Source organism: Pedobacter psychrodurus, assembly GCF_004331735.1.
Classification (GTDB): Bacteria; Bacteroidota; Bacteroidia; order Sphingobacteriales; family Sphingobacteriaceae; genus Pedobacter; species Pedobacter psychrodurus.
In genome coordinates this window covers 61,707-80,366 of the sequence record NZ_SJSO01000025.1, presented here as the reverse complement: position 1 = coordinate 80,366, position 18,660 = coordinate 61,707, and the positions used below count along the sequence as shown (strand labels likewise).

Here is an 18,660-nt window from a genome sequence, read left to right as displayed (position 1 = left end):
AGCGAAACGGAGAGATCTATGAGGTAGATTTCTCGGCTGCGTTGCACTCCGTTCGAAATGACGATTTATCGAGCCAGATTTCTCGTACTAATCCTGTTTCTTCGGCTCGTCTAAATAACCATTAAAAATAATGGGTTGTTTATTCATGCTACTTGCCGTTAATGAAGCATAACCATTGGTTGAAATATTGATTGTAAACCGATAATTTTCTCTTTTTACGTCCTTTGTATTAATTTGGATAGTGTATGATCCTTTTTTATTCTTTGTTTCGGTATAGGTAAAATCTTTTGAGGTAAATTTAATACCACCCTGTGTAGGATCCATCGGAGCAGAGAAAGATCTTCCATAATAAGGCAGATAAGCAACAATACTGTCTTTGGTAACCCTAACATCATATAGCGAACCCGACAGGTTTATAGAAGAACCACCCTGACTACCTGGCATCATCGCTAATACCCTGCTAATGTCATTATTCGACATCGGCAGGGCCGTGTTAGCAACAAAAGTATAATTTTTATCTGCTACAATTTTTACTGTAGTTTCTTTATTGGTTTGGGCAAAAGATTGAAATCCAAGCGAAAGAAATGCAAGGCTGAATATTAAATTTAAACGTTTCATAATGTGTGTTTTAAATGTATAACAATTTAAAGATGCACAGACTTGAAAGATTCCATAATAGTGCCAAAAAATGGAACATAATGTAAATTTAAAGATTTTAGTTTTTATATAAGGGGTTTACCTTTTCCGAATAACTCGATTTGTATAAAGGATTGCTTTTCTCCGTTGCAGAAGCCCCCATTGCAGTGAATTTATAAATGCCCACAGCAAGGTTATTGAGCTCAATTTCACCATTTTCATTCGTAATTAAAGTGATTAAACTTCCGCCAGGATTTTTACCACCTTTAACAATTATTCCACCAATCGGTGTGCCCGCTACCCGCGATTTTGGATTTGTTGAGGGAACAGATATAATAAATTTATAATTCCCTGCGCTAGCATTGTTAAATTCTATTTCTCCGTTTTGGCCCGTTACTAGTGTAATTGTGTTGTCTCCAGGATTTTTACCACCTTTTACCACAATGCCGCCTATCGGTTGTCCGGCCACAAAACTTACCTCGCCAGTGGCTACATCTAGTTTGCCTTTAATGGACTTCATAATACAAGGGAAATGCGATTCTGGGTAATTTAATTTACAATAATCACAATAATGCCCTTCCGGCGCCTGAGCCCTTAGTTGTTGCGTATTTGTTTCTTTAGTTTCTGTTGATGTACTAGTTCTTTTAACCTGAGCTTGAATGGTAAATGAAATACATAGCAGAAATACCGCTATAAAAGCCCCTTTTTTCATAATATTTGATTAGTAATATAAAATTAATCAAAAAATATGGCTCTTACTAGTTTTTGAAGTAGGAGTGGGGTAAATAGATTGTGTGAGTGATTATTTCTTTTTAGATGCCTTGGCGAAAGGATTAAAAGCTAAAGCAAGGTTTACCCAAAAATCGAGTTCATCATTCCGTCCTAAAACATCTTCTGATACTGAAACATAACCCTTCATTGGTCTGCTACCCATAACCATCTGCTGCCAACCATCTTTATGAGATAAATTTTCTAAAGTATTAGGGTCGAGCCTCACCATCATGCTATTTTTAGAAACACCGATACACATTTTGCCATTAACCATGAAAACAAGCCCACTGAACATCTCTTTTTCCTCTACATCTTGTATATGTATTAAACGTTCGGCAACGCGAAGTGCCAAGGTTTCGTTGTAAACTCTCATAATTCATCTGTATGGTCTATTGAAACAAATTTGATTCCCTTTGAGGTAAAGAAATCTTTAAGCATGCTAAATTTTTCCGTACAATTTTCGCCTGTGTTTATTTTTTTTGAACTAAATTTCATGCCTAAGCAATCGAAACAGATTTCTATATAAGCAATTACTTTTCTTTCATTGTTAAAGAATAAGATGGCATTATGTGGATCATAGCATGCCATTCTATCTATAATTACACCATACTTTTTAGACCTGTAACCATAATTGAAAAGTAGGTCTGTCAGTTTGTCTATATCTGTTTTTGAGAGCTTGATTTCTTCTTTAACCATTCCGCTATCCAAAATTCCTTTTTTTACAGGCAAGTGGCTTGAAAATTCTGATATTGTATCTTGAAAGGATATTAAAGAAATGAGTGCTGTCTGGTTAAATGGATAAAGCAGTTTCCTTTGGGTAGGACTATATTTGTCTCTGTGGACACACTTAGAATTGTATTCCATTAATTTTGATTCCTCTTCTATTGAAAGATTTTTTAGAGGGCCAAACTGCGCAATCACTGAATGACTGAGGAATAACATCCATATTACATTAAGAAACCTGAGCATATAGTATAGGTGATGCGTGTTTAATTAAAACAATTTAATCTTTTAACATCCCTTTAGCAAAAAATAAATTAATTAAATTTGCGACATGTTGTTAAACTGTTATCAGGAAGAATTATTAGAGGCCGGGTGTGATGAAGCTGGAAGAGGTTGCCTCGCTGGTCCTGTTTTTGCAGCGGCGGTTATTTTACCAAAAGGTTTTATACTAGAAGGACTAAACGATTCCAAACAGCTATCTCACGAACAAAGGACTTTGCTAAGGCCCATTATTGAGCAGGAAGCTTTGGCTTGGGCAGTAGCCTCTTGTGATCACGAAGAGATAGACCGGATCAATATTTTAAATGCTTCATTTTTGGCCATGCACAGGGCGATCGAAAAATTACACACCCAACCAAAATACCTGGTAATTGATGGTAACCGCTTCAAAACCTATCCACAGATTCCGCACAGCTGTATTATTAAGGGGGATGGTAAATATTTAAATATTGCTGCGGCTTCTATATTGGCGAAAACCCACCGCGATGAATTCATGACCAATCTACACGTCGATTTTCCGCATTATAACTGGCAGCAGAATAAAGGATACCCAACAATTGCACACCGCAAGGTTGTGATCGAAATCGGATTATCGCCTTTTCACCGCAAAACTTTTAATGTGCGCGATCCTCAGTTAGAACTGTTTTCAAAAAACGCCTAAAATTTCGTATTTTCACAACATTGTGAAAATTCTGTTGATTACTAAGCGGGTTCCCTTTCCGCCAAATAGTGGTTATCCTATCGTGGTTTATAATACCATTAAAGGTTTGCTGCAACTTGGTGCAGATATTACTTTGTTTAGCCTCAATCCAACAAAGGGACGGATCGATATTGAAGACATCTATGATCCTATTTTTGAACAGATTAAATACCATACCTACGATTTAGATACCGATGTAAATGTATGGTCGGCATTTTTTAATATTTTCACCAACGAATCGTACAATGTTTCCAGGTACTATAACGAAGATGCAGCCCGACAGTTGGAAAACCTCCTCCGCGAAAATGTGTTTGATATCATTCAATTCGAAGGTCTCTTTGTAGTGCCCTATCTGGATGTGGTTAAGGCAAATAGTAATGCAAAGCTGATTTACCGGGCGCATAATATAGAATTTACCTTGTGGGAACGTCTTTCTCATTCAGAGAAATTTCTCATCCGCCGCAAGTATTTAGCTTTTTTAGCCCAACGGCTTAAAGCATATGAGACCGATCAGATTAACCGTTTCCATCATATTTTTGCCATTAGCGAGCCCGATCGACAAAGTATATTAATGTTCGGCTGCGAAATTCCAATGTCGGTTTTTCCTGTAGCCATCGATTTAGAAAAATATAAAGTAGATAAAACCAAAACCAGTTTTCCTACGCTGTTTCATTTAGGCGCGATGGATTGGCGGCCGAATCAGGAAGGATTAGAATGGTTTTTGGATGATATTTGGCCCGATATCGAAAAGCTGAATAAAGACCTTCGTTTTTATATTGCAGGGAAAAACATGCAGAAACATTTCTTCGAATACGATTCTGAAAATCTGATCGTAGAAGGAGAAGTTTTCGATGCGGTAGAATTTATGAACTCCAAAGCGATTATGATTGTTCCTTTAATTTCTGGCACCGGCATGCGGGTAAAAATTATTGAAGGCATGGCCATGAAAAAATGCATTATTGCTACAACCACAGCTGCAGAGGGAATTAATTGCAGGCATGGCCATGATATTTTAATTGCTGATTCTGCCGATGAATTTTACCGATCAATTTTACAATGCATCATCAACCCTAAACGTTGGGTAGAGATAGGAGAGAACGCCCGTAAAACAGTCGAAAACGACCACGGCGTGCATTTAATCTCCAGCAAAATGCTGAAGATTTACGAAGAATTAGTGAGTGCGTAAGTATATTTAATAGAGATGCTGAAACAAGTTCAGCATAACGTATCAGTAGAAAAATCGTCTAAAAACTCCTTAAAATTAACCTCAAAATTTTGTCTTTTTCTTAGTAGTTTTGCCCCACGAAGAATAAAGACGAAATCATCATAATTGAGACTTAATAAATTGTAATCGCTTCATTATCATAAAAAATAAAATTTACGGATGAAAAACACCGCATTAACAGAAAAACACATCGCTTTAGGCGCTAAAATGGTTCCATTTGCAGGTTACAATATGCCTGTTACTTACGAAGGTATTAACGCCGAACATGCAACTGTTCGTAATGGTGTAGGTGTTTTTGATGTAAGCCACATGGGCGAATTTATTCTTAAAGGTGAAAATGCATTAGATCTTATTCAGCGCGTAACCAGTAACGATGCTGCTAAATTATATGATGGAAAAGTTCAGTACTCTTGCCTGCCGAACAAAGACGGTGGTATTGTAGATGATCTTTTGGTTTACAAGATAGATGATAAAACTTATATGTTAGTGGTAAACGCTTCTAACATCGAAAAAGATTGGAACTGGATTCAACAATTCAACGCGAAAGACGTTGAAATGCACAATATTTCGGATCAAACCTCTCTTTTAGCCATTCAAGGGCCAAAAGCAGCAGATGCTTTACAAACATTAACTGATGTTGATTTGGCATCAATGGAGTATTACACTTTCGTTAAAGGTACCTTTGCTGGTGTTGATAACGTAGTCATTTCTGCAACAGGTTATACCGGGGCTGGTGGTTTCGAGATTTATTTCGAAAACCAATATGCTGATCAAATTTGGGATGCTATTTTTAAAGCAGGTGTGTCATACAACATTCAGCCAATTGGTTTAGGTGCCCGCGATACTTTACGTTTAGAAATGGGTTTCTGTTTATATGGCAATGATATCGATGATACTACCTCGCCTATTGAGGCAGGTTTAGGTTGGATTACTAAGTTTTCTAAATCTTTTACCAATTCGGAGGCATTATTGGCGCAAAAAGAAGCTGGTATTCAAAAGAAATTGGTTGGTTTCGAAATGATCGATCGTGGTATTCCGCGTCATGATTATGAAATTGCTGACGCTGAAGGAAATATTATTGGGAAAGTAACTTCTGGTACCCAGGCGCCTTCTTTACAAAAAGCAATTGGTATGGGCTACATCGCAAAAGATTTCACTAAAGAAGGAACTGAAGTTTTTATTTTAATCCGCAATACGCCAATTAAAGCCAAAGTGGTTAAGTTTCCTTTTTATAAATAAGATTTGGGTTTAAGGCAGCAATATTTTTTGAAGTGATGGAACTGGAAGAAAATAAATATAGCGAGCTGCTTTACCACATTGGGTCAACTTTACAAACGGCGAAGCAGAATGCGATAAAAGCAATTAATGTTGAACTGATTATTGCCAATTGGAAAATTGGAAGATATATTGTTGATTTTGAACAACACGGCAAACAGAGAGCCGAGTATGGTAAGGAATTGTTGGTAACACTTTCTGCAGATTTGAAGTTAAAATTTGGCAAGGGATTTAGCCGGTCAAGTTTGCAGCTTATGCGTTTATTTTACATAGTTTATCCCAAATTTCAACCCTTAGCAGACGAAGATTTAATTCGCCAGACACTGTCTGGCGAATTCCCAAAACGCCAAACACCGTCTGGCGTTTTTCTTAGTTGGAGCCATTATGCAGAACTTTTAACCATTTCTGATGAACTTGCCAGAAGCTTTTATGAAGCACAGACAATAAAAGAAAATTGGAGTTTTAGAGAAATGAAACGCCAAATTGATTCAGCCCTATTTCAAAGACTTGCGCTAAGCAAAGATAAAGAAGGCGTACTAACTTTAGCTGAAAAAGGTCAAGTAATCAATAGCTCTGATGATCTAATAAGAGATCCTTATGTTTTTGAATTCTTAAATATCCCGACAGGCAGTATCATTAAAGAATCAGGACTAGAGAAAAAACTTATTGATAATCTCCAGAAATTTCTATTAGAGCTTGGCAAAGGTTTCTCATTTGTTGCAAGGCAGTTTAAAATAACTGTCGATAATGAACATATGTTTGTTGATATCGTATTTTATCACCGTATACTCAGATGTTTTGTATTGATTGATTTAAAAACAAAAAAGGTAAAACATCAGGATATCGGCCAAATGAATTTTTATCTAAACTATTTCAAAGAGGAAGAAAATGCCAAAGGCAATAATGATCCGATAGGAATTATCATCGCTGCAGATAAAAATGAATTTTTGGTTAAATATGCAACTGGTGGGCTATCCAATAAAATCTTCGTATCTAAGTATCAACTTTATTTACCGGATCAAAAACTCTTAGAAGAAAAGGTAAAAGAAATTATAAATGAATAAAATATCGAATATGTCAAAAAAAATAGAAGTTTGTTTAACACCAGCCTTGATTGATTTATATGATATCGAACAAAGCATTGTGGTTGTTATCGATATTTTAAGAGCCACTTCATCGATTACCTACGGGATAGATAATGGTGCCGAAGCGATTATTCCTGTAGCTAATGTTGAAGATTGTTTAACCTATCGCGATAGTGGATTTTTACTGGCAGCAGAACGAAATGGAGAGGTGGTAGAAGGATACGATTTCGGCAACTCGCCATTCTCTTATACGCATGAAAAAGTAAACGGGAAAACGGTTGTTTTAACTACTACCAACGGCACTAAAGCCTTGCATTTGGCACAGAAAAGAGCCTATCAGGTTGTAATTGGATCTTTCCTAAATTTAGATTCTCTTTGCAGCTATTTGAAAAGCCAGGATAAAAATGTGCTTTTGCTTTGTGCGGGTTGGAAAGACCAGTTCAATTTAGAAGATACCCTTTTTGCTGGTGCCGTGGTAAATAACCTCCGTCAAAATTTCGAACATTTTGATGATTCTAGTGTGGCTGCGGAAGATTTGTATTCCTCAGCTAAAACAGATTTGAGAAAATACCTTCACAAATCGTCGCATAGCCATCGTTTGGCTCAGTTAAATATAGAAGAAGATGTTGTTTTCTGTTTGCAGCTAAATCTTTGCAAAACAATTCCGGTACTGGAAGGCGAACGTTTGGTGGCCTTAAAAAATTAAAAGCTAAAATTTAACCCTAGTAATATTGCATTTTTTCTAAAATTTGCACCATTAAATTGAGTTTCCTCTGTTGGTCGGCTATTAAAATAAGCTTTATCTACACCTGAGTATGTGTTGATGTTATTGATCTTATAGTTGACCTCTACCCGTAAATTTTTGTTTAATGGTACAGCCAGATTGATATCGCCACTTAATGCAAAGGAGTTTGCCTTATGTGTAAAGCTTACAGGTTTTGCAAAATCGGGGATTAAATTCCAGTTGGCTTTCGCCGAATAAGTATAAAAACCGCCCAAAACTGTAGCAGCTATACTGAATTTCTGCGTTTTAAAAACAAATTCTGCCCCAAAATCAAAACCTTTATACCTTGCTTCATAAGTAGAGTTTAAGCCCTTGCTGTCAGGATTATTTGCACTTTCTAACAGATGAAATTTTTGCTGATTGTATGAAAGCCCAACAATTGGATTAATATTAAACTGCCCAAAATTTAATAGTTGGTAACTGAGCTGTAAACTGGCATCGTATAAGTAACCTTTATTTGCATTGAGCAAATCATAATAAAAAGCACTTTGCCGATTATCATCTGCGTAATCGGTATCTTCTGCTTCGCCCTTGGTTATGCTACCGTATTGGTTAGTGGCTTTAATACTGAACCGATCGGTTATATTGTATTTGATGTCTAATCCAAAGCTCGGACCTTTAAGGTTTTTCCAGATCAGCTCTGATAATATATTCGGACTGGTTCCGGCAGCATTACCTGCAATAGACCAATCAAATTTCGATTGTTGAATACCAACATAAGGCTTTACCTCCCATTTATGTGGCAGGTTTTGTGCCAATGCACTTTTGTAAAATAGAAGGAGGGTTAAACAGATTAAAAACTGTTTTACAAAGGGAATTTGCAAAGCGTTAAGCATATCTATTTTTTATTTTATAGCAGTAAAATACACATAGTGGTTAATTATACCACTATGTGTATTTATTTTATTTTCTAAAATGGATAAACTGAGGCGATAAATGATTTATCAGTAGGAGATAATACGGTATTCCACCCCACTTCGTAATCACCGATGGTTAATTCGTTTGGAACCGAATAGTGCATGATCGAATTTTTATCATAAGCGCTATAATTGGTTTGAGTAGTACTGTATTTTGCGAATAAATTATTGTCAACATCTGCTTGAGTCCAATAATTTGGTGCAGCTGCATAATAAGCATAAACGGCTGGTTTGTCCCAAGGAATAGATACTAATGGGTGTTGGTGTTCGTGGATCATTCCCAAAGCGTGACCAAATTCGTGTATCACCACACGGCTATATTCTGAATTGGAAGTGCTTGAAGTTAACCAACCAAAGTTCATGGTAGCACCACTGCTTGGAGTTGATTTTCCAAGGTATGACCATGATCCATCTCCACTTACAAAACTTACCCTAATTTTAGCTGTATTGTCGTTTGTTACAAAATTGAATTTGATGTTTGCGTAATTTTCCCATTCTCTGGCATACTGGATTACTTTTGCTCTAATCGCTGCTGTACTTCCATTTAAACTCACTTTAATTGTAGTTCCTGGAATCCATTTTACTGATTTTATAACGGCACCTCTTGGAGTAGTACCATCTAAAGATTTTTCAGTACAAATCTTGATGTCTCCAAGTGGATTAACAGCAGTTGTTTCTGGTTTTTCTAAATCTGCCGTTTCTGTAGGTCTTTCTTTTTTACAAGCGTATAATACTGTTGTTAGCGCAAGGGCTGCTAATAAGGTTTTATTTAATTTTAAAAATTTCATGTTTAGGTTTTTTAGGTAAAAAATTAATGATCTGATTTTTGACTGAAAATCAAGTTAGAAAATGGTGAAAACAGGAATTCTTCTGCTTTGGAAAAGAATAATTAGGTTGATAAACATAGATAGACATTTAGGTTTTATTTCCTCCGTATTTACGAAGTATAATCCTAAAGTAAAAGATTAATATGTTATCACCAAGAGAAATGTAATATTTTTATTGCATAAGTGTATGTTTTACACTTGCTTTAAAAGCGTAAATAAATTATATTAACGTAGTTTTAATATTACATTTTTAAGAAAGTGCTATTTAGATTAACTTCTTATTTTGTAATTAATTCAGAAATTGTTGGGCTATTTTTAATTGTAATCAGGGCTTCTTCGTGTGCCAGCCAATAAATATCCTCAGCACGTTTCATATCGAAAGTACTAATTGCCCCTAAACCTTTTGGCTCGATTAATACATTACAGAATTTTGCTTTTCTTTCCATATCATGGTTGATAGACATTATACCCGCACGCCCCATTAAATTGGTAATACCTGTAATTTTATCTACTGGTTTAAGATGGTTACAAGATGAGCCTATAATGAAATCACATTCATCCATCAAAGGTTCGACCGGGAAATTATTTAAAATACCACCATCTACATACATCTGGCCATCAATCATAATGGGTTTAAAAATACCAGGTATACAACTAGAGGCATGAATAGCCCTAATGAGTGGTCCTTTTGTAAAATAAACCAATCGGCCTTCGCTAAAATTTACTGCGGCAATGGTTAAAGGTATTTTTAACTTCTCAATCGAATCTTCTGGGAAATATTCTTTTAAAATTAAAGAAGTATTCTCAATATTAATTAAACCTAAAGAACCTACCGCCGGGCGTACAAAGCGCCAGAGTTTCGTTTTAAGGAAAATATTTAATCCTTCTTCCGGATCTATGCCAGCTGCAAAAAAGGCTCCGGCTATTGCTCCTGCACTTGTTCCGCTAATGTGACTAAAGGTGATGCCTAAATTGCTAAAGGCCTTTAGAACGCCTAAATGTGCTATTCCCCTTATGCCCCCGCCTGATAATACAATGCCAACTTTCATAGATTTAATTTAGGATCATTATTTAAAGATTGTTTGTATTGCTTGATTGTTAAATTGTTTTGCCTGTAAACTGATCACTAGAAACTGCAAACTATTTCTGTTGCTTCGGTTTATACTTCGATTGATTCAAAATTTTCTGTGCATCGTTATCTGCCATTAACTGTTGCAAAGTAACATCAGGATGCGCTTTCATATATTTTTTAACAATTTTCCAACCCATCCATACACCCAATTTTGGTGCCGAATCTCTGTTTTCGCCTAAACCCGGGGTAAATGGTCCTTCAGATAAAAACACCTGGATTTTTTGATAATCGGTTTCGTATAGGTAATTGTTCTCCAAAAAATATGCCCAAATATCGCCCTCAAAATTTTGTGCCCAATCCAATTGTTGTTGTGTATAGCCTATTTTAATAGAATCAGCGGTGTTTTCAGGCAATACCTGATCAAGGAAATATAAAACCTTGCCTTGGAAGATCATTTTAGACAACAGGGTTCTATTATCATCAGGTTCGGCAAAAAGTTCTTCGTGAGCATATGTTTCGGCCACACGAGGTACAATATATTCAGGTGCAAACCGCCTTGAAAGATATAAGGGTACACTTTGTACAATAGCCCTATAAAATTTACTGTCTTTGCCCAGAAACATATCCAAACCAATCCCCAAATAGTTATCACCCACTGGCATCTGGTAAGCAAAACCTGAGGCAAAAGAAATAAATTTTGGAACTTTAGCTTTTGGATAATAGTATTTAATGTATTTAAAAGTCTCGTTTAATCCTTCTTCCTGCGCTTTTAAATTTGGAAAAACACTATCTACTTCTTTGCTTAAATCGGTATAGGCCTGATCTCGGTATAAATTGGCTAATGATTCGGTGTTTGCGTATTTACTGTCCAGAATCCGGTGGATAAAATCATCATAAAATATACCGTACTTCGAACCAAGTTGTTTATCTACCTCAATAACATCTTTATTTTTTCCGGCAAATAGCTCGTTATCAAATCTTTCGATTTTAATGTTTAGCTGTATATTACTTACATCGGGCCTATTGCTTTGCCTACAGGAAATAAATGTGATGGCAAAAAGAAAAATTAGATAAATTTGCCAGTGTTTTACGTTATACATCATGTACAACAAATATATATAAACACCTATAGCATGAAAAGAATATCGACCATTTTAATTTTGTCTCTTTTAAGTTTTGGCACATGGGCGCAAAATTCGCCTTTAACCAGTTACGGTTTCAGATTAGGCTTAACCGCTACCCCAACTTTTGGTTGGATTAAACCCGAGCAGGGAAAAACAGACGGAATAGCTTTGGGCTTTTCTTATGGATTAATTGGTGATTTTAATTTTGCTCCGAATTATAGTTTTTCTACCGCATTAACCATCACCTCAATTAATGGTAAAAGTACAGAGGCGAATGTGCAGCCTTATTATGGCACGAGTAACAGCACTGCTCCAAAAGCGTACGATTTAAAGTATAAGTTACAATATGTAGATCTGCCCTTAACCATTAAGCTAAAAACAGTAAAGGCCGATGGAAAACGTTGGTATGGCCAGTTTGGATTATCAAATTCGATTAACATCAGTGCTAAGCAAGATGCTGTAACAGGTGGAGCGGTTGTTGGCGATAATTTAAATGTATCTGATAACATTAAGCTTTACCGTGCCGGATTAATTATTGGTGGTGGTGGCGAATTTGATATTTCGGGCAATACCAGTATCGTAGCCGGTTTAACTTTTAATAATGGTTTCACTAATATTGTAACAGATAAAGCCAGAAACGTTAAAAATCATTATTTAGCGCTTAATTTTGGCGTATTCTTTTAATCGCGATATTTTGCTTGATACTCACTTCTAGATAACCATTACTTGATACCTTAAACATGAAAATAGCGCTAGCACAACTCAATTATCATATCGGAAACTTTGAGGCCAATACGAAAAAAATAACCGAAAATATTCAATTGGCAAAAGATAAAGGTGCTGATCTGGTTGTTTTTGCCGAATTGGCTATTTGTGGCTATCCGCCAAGAGATTTTTTGGAGTTTGATGAGTTTATTGTCTTGTGCGAAACCGCTGTACAGGAGATTGCCAAACATTGTATAGATATTGCGTGTATTGTTGGCCTCCCAATTAAAAACGAAGTATTACAGGGAAAAGATCTGTTTAATGCAGCCTATTTTATCGAAGAAGGAAAAGTTAAGGCGGTGGTTAAAAAAGCACTGTTACCTACGTACGACGTGTTTGATGAATACCGTTATTTCGAACCTGCAACACAATTTAACTGTATCGATTTTAAGGGTAAAAAAATTGCCCTCACCATTTGCGAAGACTTGTGGAATATCAACGATAACCCATTGTATGTATCTAACCCAATGGATGAGCTGATTAAAGAGCAGCCTGATGTGATGATTAATATTGCAGCATCTCCTTTCTCTTATACCCATGATGACGAACGTATAAAAGTATTGGCCGATAACGCAAAAAAATATAACCTGCCTGTATTTTATGTAAACCAGGTTGGTGCACAGACCGAAATTATTTTTGATGGCGGTTCTTTGGTTTTTGATGCTGATGGAACCATGAAAGCGGAGATGAAGTATTTTGAAGAAGACCTTCAGGTTTTTGATCTGGAAGAAGTTGAAAATGTGCGTAATAAATACCCTCAATCTGAAAGATTAACCGATATCGAGCAGATTCACGATGCATTGATTTTAGGCATAAAAGATTATTTCAGGAAATCTGGTTTCAGTAAAGCAGTTTTAGGGCTGTCTGGTGGAATTGATTCAGCTGTGGTTTGCGCCTTGGCATGTCGCGCTTTAGGGCCAGAGAATGTAATGGCCGTTTTAATGCCTTCTAAATTCTCCTCAGACCATTCTATTCAAGATGCTTTAGATTTGGTTAACAATATTGGTTGTATGCACGAAATTGTGCCAATTAAAGAAGCTGCAGAAGCTTTTGATTCTATATTGGCACCAGCCTTTAAGGGCCTGCCTTTTAACCTTGCCGAAGAAAATATCCAGGCTCGTATCCGCGGCATTATAAATATGGCAATGAGTAACAAGTTTGGCTATATTTTATTAAATACCTCCAACAAAAGCGAGTGTGCGGTGGGTTATGGTACTTTGTACGGAGATATGTGCGGAGCAATCGGCGTAATTGGCGATGTGTATAAAATGCAGGTTTTTGAGCTGGCGAGGTACATTAATAAAGAAAGGGAAATTATCCCGATCAATACGATTGTTAAACCACCATCAGCAGAGTTAAGGCCCGACCAAAAAGATTCTGATTCGTTACCTGAATATGAAATTCTCGATAAAATATTATATCAGCACATCGAAAAGAAACAGGGCTCGAAAGCCATTATTGCTCAAGGTTTTGATGAGGTATTGGTGCTGCGGATTCTGAAAATGGTTAATGTTGCAGAGTTTAAACGCTATCAAACACCACCTATTTTAAGGGTATCGCCAAAAGCATTTGGTATGGGAAGAAGAATGCCGATTGTAGGGAAATATATGGCTTAGCTTGTTTGAAGATGAAAGGTTGTAATGTTTGGGGAATTAAATTGTTTAACTGTGAATCGAAAGCTGTCAACTGAAAACTATCTAATCGGCTTTTAGTCTAGCTATTGCTAGCTTCTTTATGTCAGCTTCAGTATCGAAATTAGCAATATGGGTTAAGTTTGCCTGATTATCCAATTTGCCAACGACAAGTTTTCTTACTTCTTTGTCCTGGTCAAAACAAGCAATGTGAAACAAATTTGCTTGATTATTTAAGTTACCAACGGCAAGTTTCCTTACCGCTACATTAGTATCAAAACTGGCAATATGAAATAAATTTGCTTGATTATTTAAGTTACCAACGGCAAGTTTCCTTACCGCTACATCAGCATCAAAACAAGCGATATGAAATAAGTTAGCCTGATTATCGAGTTTGCCTACAGCAAGTTTCCTTACGGTTGCATCAGTATCAAAACTGGCAATGTGAAATAGGTTTGCTTGGTTATTTAGTTTGCCCACAGCTAGCTTTCTTACGTCTACATCCGTGTCAAAACTGGCAATATGAAAGAGATTAGCTTGATTGTTTAAGTTGCCAACTGCAAGTTTTCTTACGGCAATATCAGTATCAAAACTGGCAACGTGAAATAGGTTTGCTTGGTTATTTAATTTGCTAACCGCAAGTTTTCTTACGGCAATATCGGTATCAAAACTGGCAACGTGAAATAGGTTTGCTTGGTTATTTAATTTGCTAACGGCAAGTTTTCTTACGGCAATATCGGTATCAAAACTGGCTACATGAAATAGGTTTGCTTGATTGCTTAGCTTGCTAACGGCGAGTTTCCTTACCGCTGCATCAGTATCAAAACTGGCAATATGAAATAGATCCTGCTCAGAAGCAGCATCCTCGATTTTAGTATTTTCAATAGCAGCAACTGTACTAAATGTTCTTTCCTTTTTGCTGCTAAAAGAGACACAACTGCTTAAGAATAAAACAATACTTAAAAATAAGAGCAATTTTTTCATGTTAACTTAGATTGTAAAACTAAGTTATACAATTAATTTTATATTTTTTTGCCGTAACTATGGATAAGCTGTCGTGCTGAGGTACAAAGGATCCGCCTTATCGGTTCCAGATACTTCGTGCCTCAGCATGACAAATTTTATACTGTTATGCTAAAGTAGCATCAACAGTAATCGTTGTGTTTAATAATTTAGAAATCGGGCAGTTTTTTTCTGCATCAGCAACCAATTCATCAAACTTTTCCTGTGTTAAATTTGGTACAGAAGCGGTTAGGGTTAAATGTGATTCTACAATTTCACCTTTAGATGGATCGAGGTTAATTTCGCATTTGGTTTCCAGTTTATCTGCTGTAAATCCTGCTTCAGTTAAGTTAGCTGATAATTTCATGGTAAAACAGCCTGCGTGTGCAGCAGCAATTAATTCCTCCGGATTTGTGCCAACACCTTCTGCGAAGCGAGAATTAAAAGAATATTGAGTATTATTTAAAGTGGTACTTTGGGTAGTGATGTTACCATTACCTTCTTTAATAGAACCTTGCCATACGGCTGTTGCATTTCTTTTCATGATTGGATTTTATTTTTAGATTGTTTAACACCTAAAGATAAAAATATGTTTGTTTAAAGGTGGCAATTCTTTGTTAAGAAATCCTTGTATTAAAATCATTTCCAAATATTGTTTCAAAAAAAGAAGCTGCTTCAGAGAAACAGCTTCCATTGCATTACGATCTTTTTAGGTTATTTATCTGATTTTTAATTATAAAGGGTATAATACTGCGGTAGCCTGTTTATCCTTTGCCGATAAAACAGTTGCACCGCTTCCACATTGCCCGCCGTTCATTAATGACAGTGCGTCGGTTCCTCCAAACCCAGGTACATTAATGGTTGTAGATTGATTGGTATGCCTAAATGAAATGGTATGCCCAAATTCATGCGTTATGGTTCTTGTACGTTGTGCAAAAGAATTGTTTTGAATCAGATTGCGGTTAATCCAAATGGTATTGCCAGCTTTACCGTTAGAGGTTGATAAATAAGCTTGTCCACAAGTAGAACTTCCAATTGTATTATCTACTTTAATTAGGATATCATAAACGGTACCTGTTGTAATCACAAATTTGAGTTTAGAATTAGGTACTGTATTCCACTGGTTGATCGCAGAATTGATTTCACTGATCATACTGTTTATCGAAGGGTCGATTTTAACACGGATGTTAGTACTGTTGGTTACAATATAGCCATTGTAATATTGTTCTGTTATCGCTTTTCCATTATCTGCAGGAACTTCCATATTTTTAGCAAATACGATGTCACCATCTACAACATAATTATCTCCACTTTCTACAATCTGGGCATCTGAAAATCCAAGATTTTTGATGTAGGCAAGAACTTTTTGATTCTGAGTGGTTTCATTTTCCAGATCAGCTGGCATCTCATTTTTTTTCGAGCATGAGATAATGACTACTGATAGCAATGCAATCAGCGCAGTTTTTTTGAATAAGTTTTTCATAGTTTAGGTTTTTGGTTAGATCGTAATATGCTGTAATTGAATATTACATCCATAAATATAATACAAAAAATACAAATATGTATTTTTAATGCATATTTTTTTGTATTTTTAATTAGCATATCGCAATCCTGTCTTTTGCCCTAATCTATTTGCTGTTTTAGTTTATTACTTCTAATTGATTGGAAAAGCAATATCCCTACGCCAATCATGATCGAAACATCAGCAAAATTGAAAACACCTGTTTGGAAGAGGTAAAAATCCATATGCATAAAATCGGTAACCGATCCATGTACAATCCGATCATATAGGTTGCCAATACCACCACCTATCAGAAAACATAAGGCAATTTGCATGCTGATTGGTAAATTACGTTTGGCAAACAAGAAATATAGCCCGTAGCCCAAAAATAGTAATGGTAAGCCGGTTAAAATAATGAGCCTAAAAATATAGGGCATATTATCGCCAAGACTTAAAAATGCACCGCTATTTTCTACTTTGGTTAAGGTAAAACGGTCTTTTATGATGCTGATATGTTCGTAATCGCTGATCTCGGTACGCACAATTTTTTTAGAAATCTGATCGCAGCCAAAATTTAAAGCGAGCAGTAATAATAAAACAGACCACCTAAGGTTTTTAAACTGTTGCATGTTTTTATAATTAGAAATTTAATGATGGGTTTTTATTTTTTTACCCATTTTCTATAAGGAATAATCAAGGCTAAGATAACTGCCAAAACACTCAATATTTTTGCAATAATATCTCCACTTTTTACATAAAAAGTAATCTCATCATTTAAATTAATGTTTGCTTTAATTGCAGTTCTTGTCCACCATTTGGTGTTTTGTGTTACATCGCCACGTTGATTGATGAAGCAAGATATGCCAGTATTTGCTGAGCGGGCTACATCACGGTGGGTTTCAATTGCCCTTAGTTTAGCGTACATCATGTGTTGATCTTTGCCCGAGGTATTTCCCCACCAGGCATCGTTGGTAATAACAGCGATAAATTGTGCGCCATCTTTAACCGATTGTCCAACCCATTCACCCCAAAGGCTTTCATAACAGATTACAGGTGCAACCCCGATTCCACTTTGTGCATATAGTACTTCAGGTTTTTCTTGCCAACCCCATCCGCCAACTGCTCCGCCTAATTGGGCGAAAACACCATCCAAAAAGGAGAATACTTTAGGGAATGGCATTTTTTCTACACCAGGAACCAGCTTTGATTTATGGTAGAACTGAACATTTGCAGAGTTTTCTATCTGCATGGCCGTGTTAAAATTATCCCAATACTGATTGCTTTGCGGATCATACTTTGCTGAAAGTGTTTTTTTAGTCTGGTAGATTTTTTTGCTTTCAATTCCGGTAATTAGTGTTCCGTTTTTGTATTTGCCTAAAAAACTTTGAAGGGTATAAAAATCAGGATTAGATCTGATCTGATCTTCGTCGGCTCGGCTCGGTATGGCTGTTTCTGGCCAGATAAAATATTCAGTATTGGTTTGCCCAACCGAATCGGAAAGGTGTGTTAAAATTTTGATCTGTTCAGAAACCGGTATGCTTTCCAGTTTCTGGTAAGGATCGATATTGGGTTGGACCACCACTACATTACTCGGCGTACCTTTCTGCTCAGCAGTAAAGTATTTGGTTAATGAAATGCTAATGGGAATAATCACAACCAAAGCCCAGATTCCAGCCGTTCTAAATCTTAAATAACCAGTATGGGATTTGAATTTTTTATATGCCTCAAATGCTAAAATATTGCTCACTAAAATCCATAATGAACCGCCGTAAACACCAGTATGATCATACCATTGAGCCAATTGGTGCATTCCAGCCAAACCATTTCCTAAAGTCATCCATGGGAAAGCTAAATCCCAGGTTTGCTGTAAATATTCTAAACCGATGTAAAAGGCGATTAATCCCAGGTAGGCAATTTTTTTGTTAACGTATTTTCCTAAACGATAATATAACCAGAAGGCAAAAGTCATCAAAAGTGCCCCTAATCCGTAAGGAATTAAAGAAACAGGTAAGGCTACGGCAGGGCCATTATAAGCACTTATAGCATTGTACACCCAATAAATTGATGCCGTATTCCAAACTAAAAAAGTTAAACCTGCAGTTAAGAAAATTCTTTTTCCCTGTTTTTTAATCGCATTTTCAGAAATGGAATCGAGAGCAATGAATAAGGGAACCAAACCGATCAACAACAATGGCGTGGTAAAAGGCATTGGTGGCCAGGCTAGCCAAAGTAAAAATGCACTTAAGAGGGCGAGGAGGTAGGTTTGTTTAGATTTCATATAAGATTACTTGTCATTCTGACGCAGGAAGAATCTCTATGCGACAGAAAACTGACCTTGTTTTC

Annotated in this window: 20 protein-coding genes; 7 read left to right on the top strand and 13 right to left on the bottom strand. The window is 36.3% G+C overall.

The features are described 5' to 3' along the window. Nucleotides 1-87: 87 nt before the first annotated feature. The 4 genes from EZ456_RS21835 to EZ456_RS21820 all read right to left on the bottom strand — a co-directional run bounded on the left by EZ456_RS21835 (nucleotide 88) and on the right by EZ456_RS21820 (nucleotide 2,349). Nucleotides 88-618: a DUF4251 domain-containing protein gene (locus EZ456_RS21835; RefSeq protein ID WP_131533827.1), complete on the bottom strand. Its 531-nt coding sequence runs from the start codon at nucleotides 616-618 to the stop codon at nucleotides 88-90. Between the two features lie 97 nt (nucleotides 619-715). Further along, complete coding sequence (locus EZ456_RS21830; protein WP_131533825.1) at nucleotides 716-1,348, bottom strand: prealbumin-like fold domain-containing protein; 633 nt, start codon at nucleotides 1,346-1,348, stop codon at nucleotides 716-718. A gap of 90 nt (nucleotides 1,349-1,438) precedes the next feature. After that, on the bottom strand, nucleotides 1,439-1,780 hold the full coding sequence (locus EZ456_RS21825) for a TfoX/Sxy family protein (protein WP_131533824.1): 342 nt from the start codon (nucleotides 1,778-1,780) through the stop codon (nucleotides 1,439-1,441). Continuing rightward, nucleotides 1,777-2,349 carry a hypothetical protein gene (locus EZ456_RS21820; protein ID WP_131533823.1) on the bottom strand — a complete coding sequence of 191 codons (573 nt, stop codon included), beginning with the start codon at nucleotides 2,347-2,349 and terminating at the stop codon, nucleotides 1,777-1,779. The genes EZ456_RS21825 and EZ456_RS21820 overlap by 4 nt, the downstream gene beginning before the upstream one ends. A gap of 112 nt (nucleotides 2,350-2,461) precedes the next feature. Between EZ456_RS21820 and EZ456_RS21815 the strand changes: the two genes are divergently transcribed. The 5 genes from EZ456_RS21815 to EZ456_RS21795 all read left to right on the top strand — a co-directional run bounded on the left by EZ456_RS21815 (nucleotide 2,462) and on the right by EZ456_RS21795 (nucleotide 7,400). Beyond that, nucleotides 2,462-3,070 carry a ribonuclease HII gene (locus EZ456_RS21815; RefSeq protein ID WP_131533822.1) on the top strand — a complete coding sequence of 203 codons (609 nt, stop codon included), beginning with the start codon at nucleotides 2,462-2,464 and terminating at the stop codon, nucleotides 3,068-3,070. A gap of 22 nt (nucleotides 3,071-3,092) precedes the next feature. After that, nucleotides 3,093-4,295, top strand: a complete 1,203-nt coding sequence (locus EZ456_RS21810; protein ID WP_131533821.1) for a glycosyltransferase family 4 protein — start codon at nucleotides 3,093-3,095, stop codon at nucleotides 4,293-4,295. 198 nt (nucleotides 4,296-4,493) lie between these two features. After that, the gene (gene gcvT, locus EZ456_RS21805; RefSeq protein WP_131533819.1) at nucleotides 4,494-5,573 is read left to right on the top strand and encodes a glycine cleavage system aminomethyltransferase GcvT; all 1,080 of its coding nucleotides are present in this window, start codon (nucleotides 4,494-4,496) and stop codon (nucleotides 5,571-5,573) included. Between the two features lie 35 nt (nucleotides 5,574-5,608). Continuing rightward, nucleotides 5,609-6,673, top strand: coding sequence for a PDDEXK nuclease domain-containing protein (locus EZ456_RS21800; RefSeq protein WP_131533817.1), 1,065 nt, complete (start codon nucleotides 5,609-5,611; stop codon nucleotides 6,671-6,673). A gap of 10 nt (nucleotides 6,674-6,683) precedes the next feature. Next, on the top strand, nucleotides 6,684-7,400 hold the full coding sequence (locus tag EZ456_RS21795; protein WP_131533815.1) for a 2-phosphosulfolactate phosphatase: 717 nt from the start codon (nucleotides 6,684-6,686) through the stop codon (nucleotides 7,398-7,400). Here the strand turns inward: EZ456_RS21795 and EZ456_RS21790 are convergent. The 4 genes from EZ456_RS21790 to gldB form a co-directional block, all read right to left on the bottom strand. After that, entirely contained in the window at nucleotides 7,397-8,314 is a 918-nt protein-coding gene (locus EZ456_RS21790) for an omptin family outer membrane protease (protein WP_131533813.1), read from the bottom strand. The two genes, EZ456_RS21795 and EZ456_RS21790, sit on opposite strands and share 4 nt — an antisense overlap. Nucleotides 8,315-8,388: 74 nt before the next feature. Next, the gene (locus EZ456_RS21785) at nucleotides 8,389-9,183 is read right to left on the bottom strand and encodes a M12 family metallopeptidase (protein ID WP_131533812.1); all 795 of its coding nucleotides are present in this window, start codon (nucleotides 9,181-9,183) and stop codon (nucleotides 8,389-8,391) included. Between the two features lie 317 nt (nucleotides 9,184-9,500). Continuing rightward, nucleotides 9,501-10,271: a patatin-like phospholipase family protein gene (locus tag EZ456_RS21780; RefSeq protein WP_131533811.1), complete on the bottom strand. Its 771-nt coding sequence runs from the start codon at nucleotides 10,269-10,271 to the stop codon at nucleotides 9,501-9,503. 91 nt (nucleotides 10,272-10,362) lie between these two features. Further along, the gene (gene gldB / locus EZ456_RS21775) at nucleotides 10,363-11,397 is read right to left on the bottom strand and encodes a gliding motility lipoprotein GldB (protein ID WP_131533810.1); all 1,035 of its coding nucleotides are present in this window, start codon (nucleotides 11,395-11,397) and stop codon (nucleotides 10,363-10,365) included. A 30-nt stretch (nucleotides 11,398-11,427) separates the two neighbouring features. Between gldB and EZ456_RS21770 the strand changes: the two genes are divergently transcribed. Beyond that, a complete protein-coding gene (locus EZ456_RS21770; protein ID WP_131533809.1) occupies nucleotides 11,428-12,102 on the top strand; it encodes a porin family protein in 675 nt (224 codons plus the stop codon). Nucleotides 12,103-12,158: 56 nt separating this feature from the next. Further along, nucleotides 12,159-13,799 (top strand): NAD+ synthase, encoded by a 1,641-nt coding sequence (locus tag EZ456_RS21765; RefSeq protein WP_131533807.1) that lies wholly within the window; start codon nucleotides 12,159-12,161, stop codon nucleotides 13,797-13,799. Nucleotides 13,800-13,880: 81 nt separating this feature from the next. Here the strand turns inward: EZ456_RS21765 and EZ456_RS21760 are convergent, their stop codons facing one another. The 5 genes from EZ456_RS21760 to lnt all read right to left on the bottom strand — a co-directional run bounded on the left by EZ456_RS21760 (nucleotide 13,881) and on the right by lnt (nucleotide 18,595). Continuing rightward, on the bottom strand, nucleotides 13,881-14,798 hold the full coding sequence (locus EZ456_RS21760; protein ID WP_131533805.1) for a hypothetical protein: 918 nt from the start codon (nucleotides 14,796-14,798) through the stop codon (nucleotides 13,881-13,883). A gap of 145 nt (nucleotides 14,799-14,943) precedes the next feature. Beyond that, on the bottom strand, nucleotides 14,944-15,360 hold the full coding sequence (locus tag EZ456_RS21755) for an OsmC family protein (RefSeq protein WP_086548955.1): 417 nt from the start codon (nucleotides 15,358-15,360) through the stop codon (nucleotides 14,944-14,946). A gap of 189 nt (nucleotides 15,361-15,549) precedes the next feature. After that, entirely contained in the window at nucleotides 15,550-16,299 is a 750-nt protein-coding gene (locus tag EZ456_RS21750; RefSeq protein WP_131533803.1) for a M57 family metalloprotease, read from the bottom strand. Between the two features lie 140 nt (nucleotides 16,300-16,439). Then, complete coding sequence (lspA, locus tag EZ456_RS21745) at nucleotides 16,440-16,946, bottom strand: signal peptidase II (protein ID WP_131533802.1); 507 nt, start codon at nucleotides 16,944-16,946, stop codon at nucleotides 16,440-16,442. 32 nt (nucleotides 16,947-16,978) lie between these two features. Next, nucleotides 16,979-18,595: an apolipoprotein N-acyltransferase gene (gene lnt, locus EZ456_RS21740; RefSeq protein ID WP_131533800.1), complete on the bottom strand. Its 1,617-nt coding sequence runs from the start codon at nucleotides 18,593-18,595 to the stop codon at nucleotides 16,979-16,981. Nucleotides 18,596-18,660 lie beyond the last annotated feature (65 nt).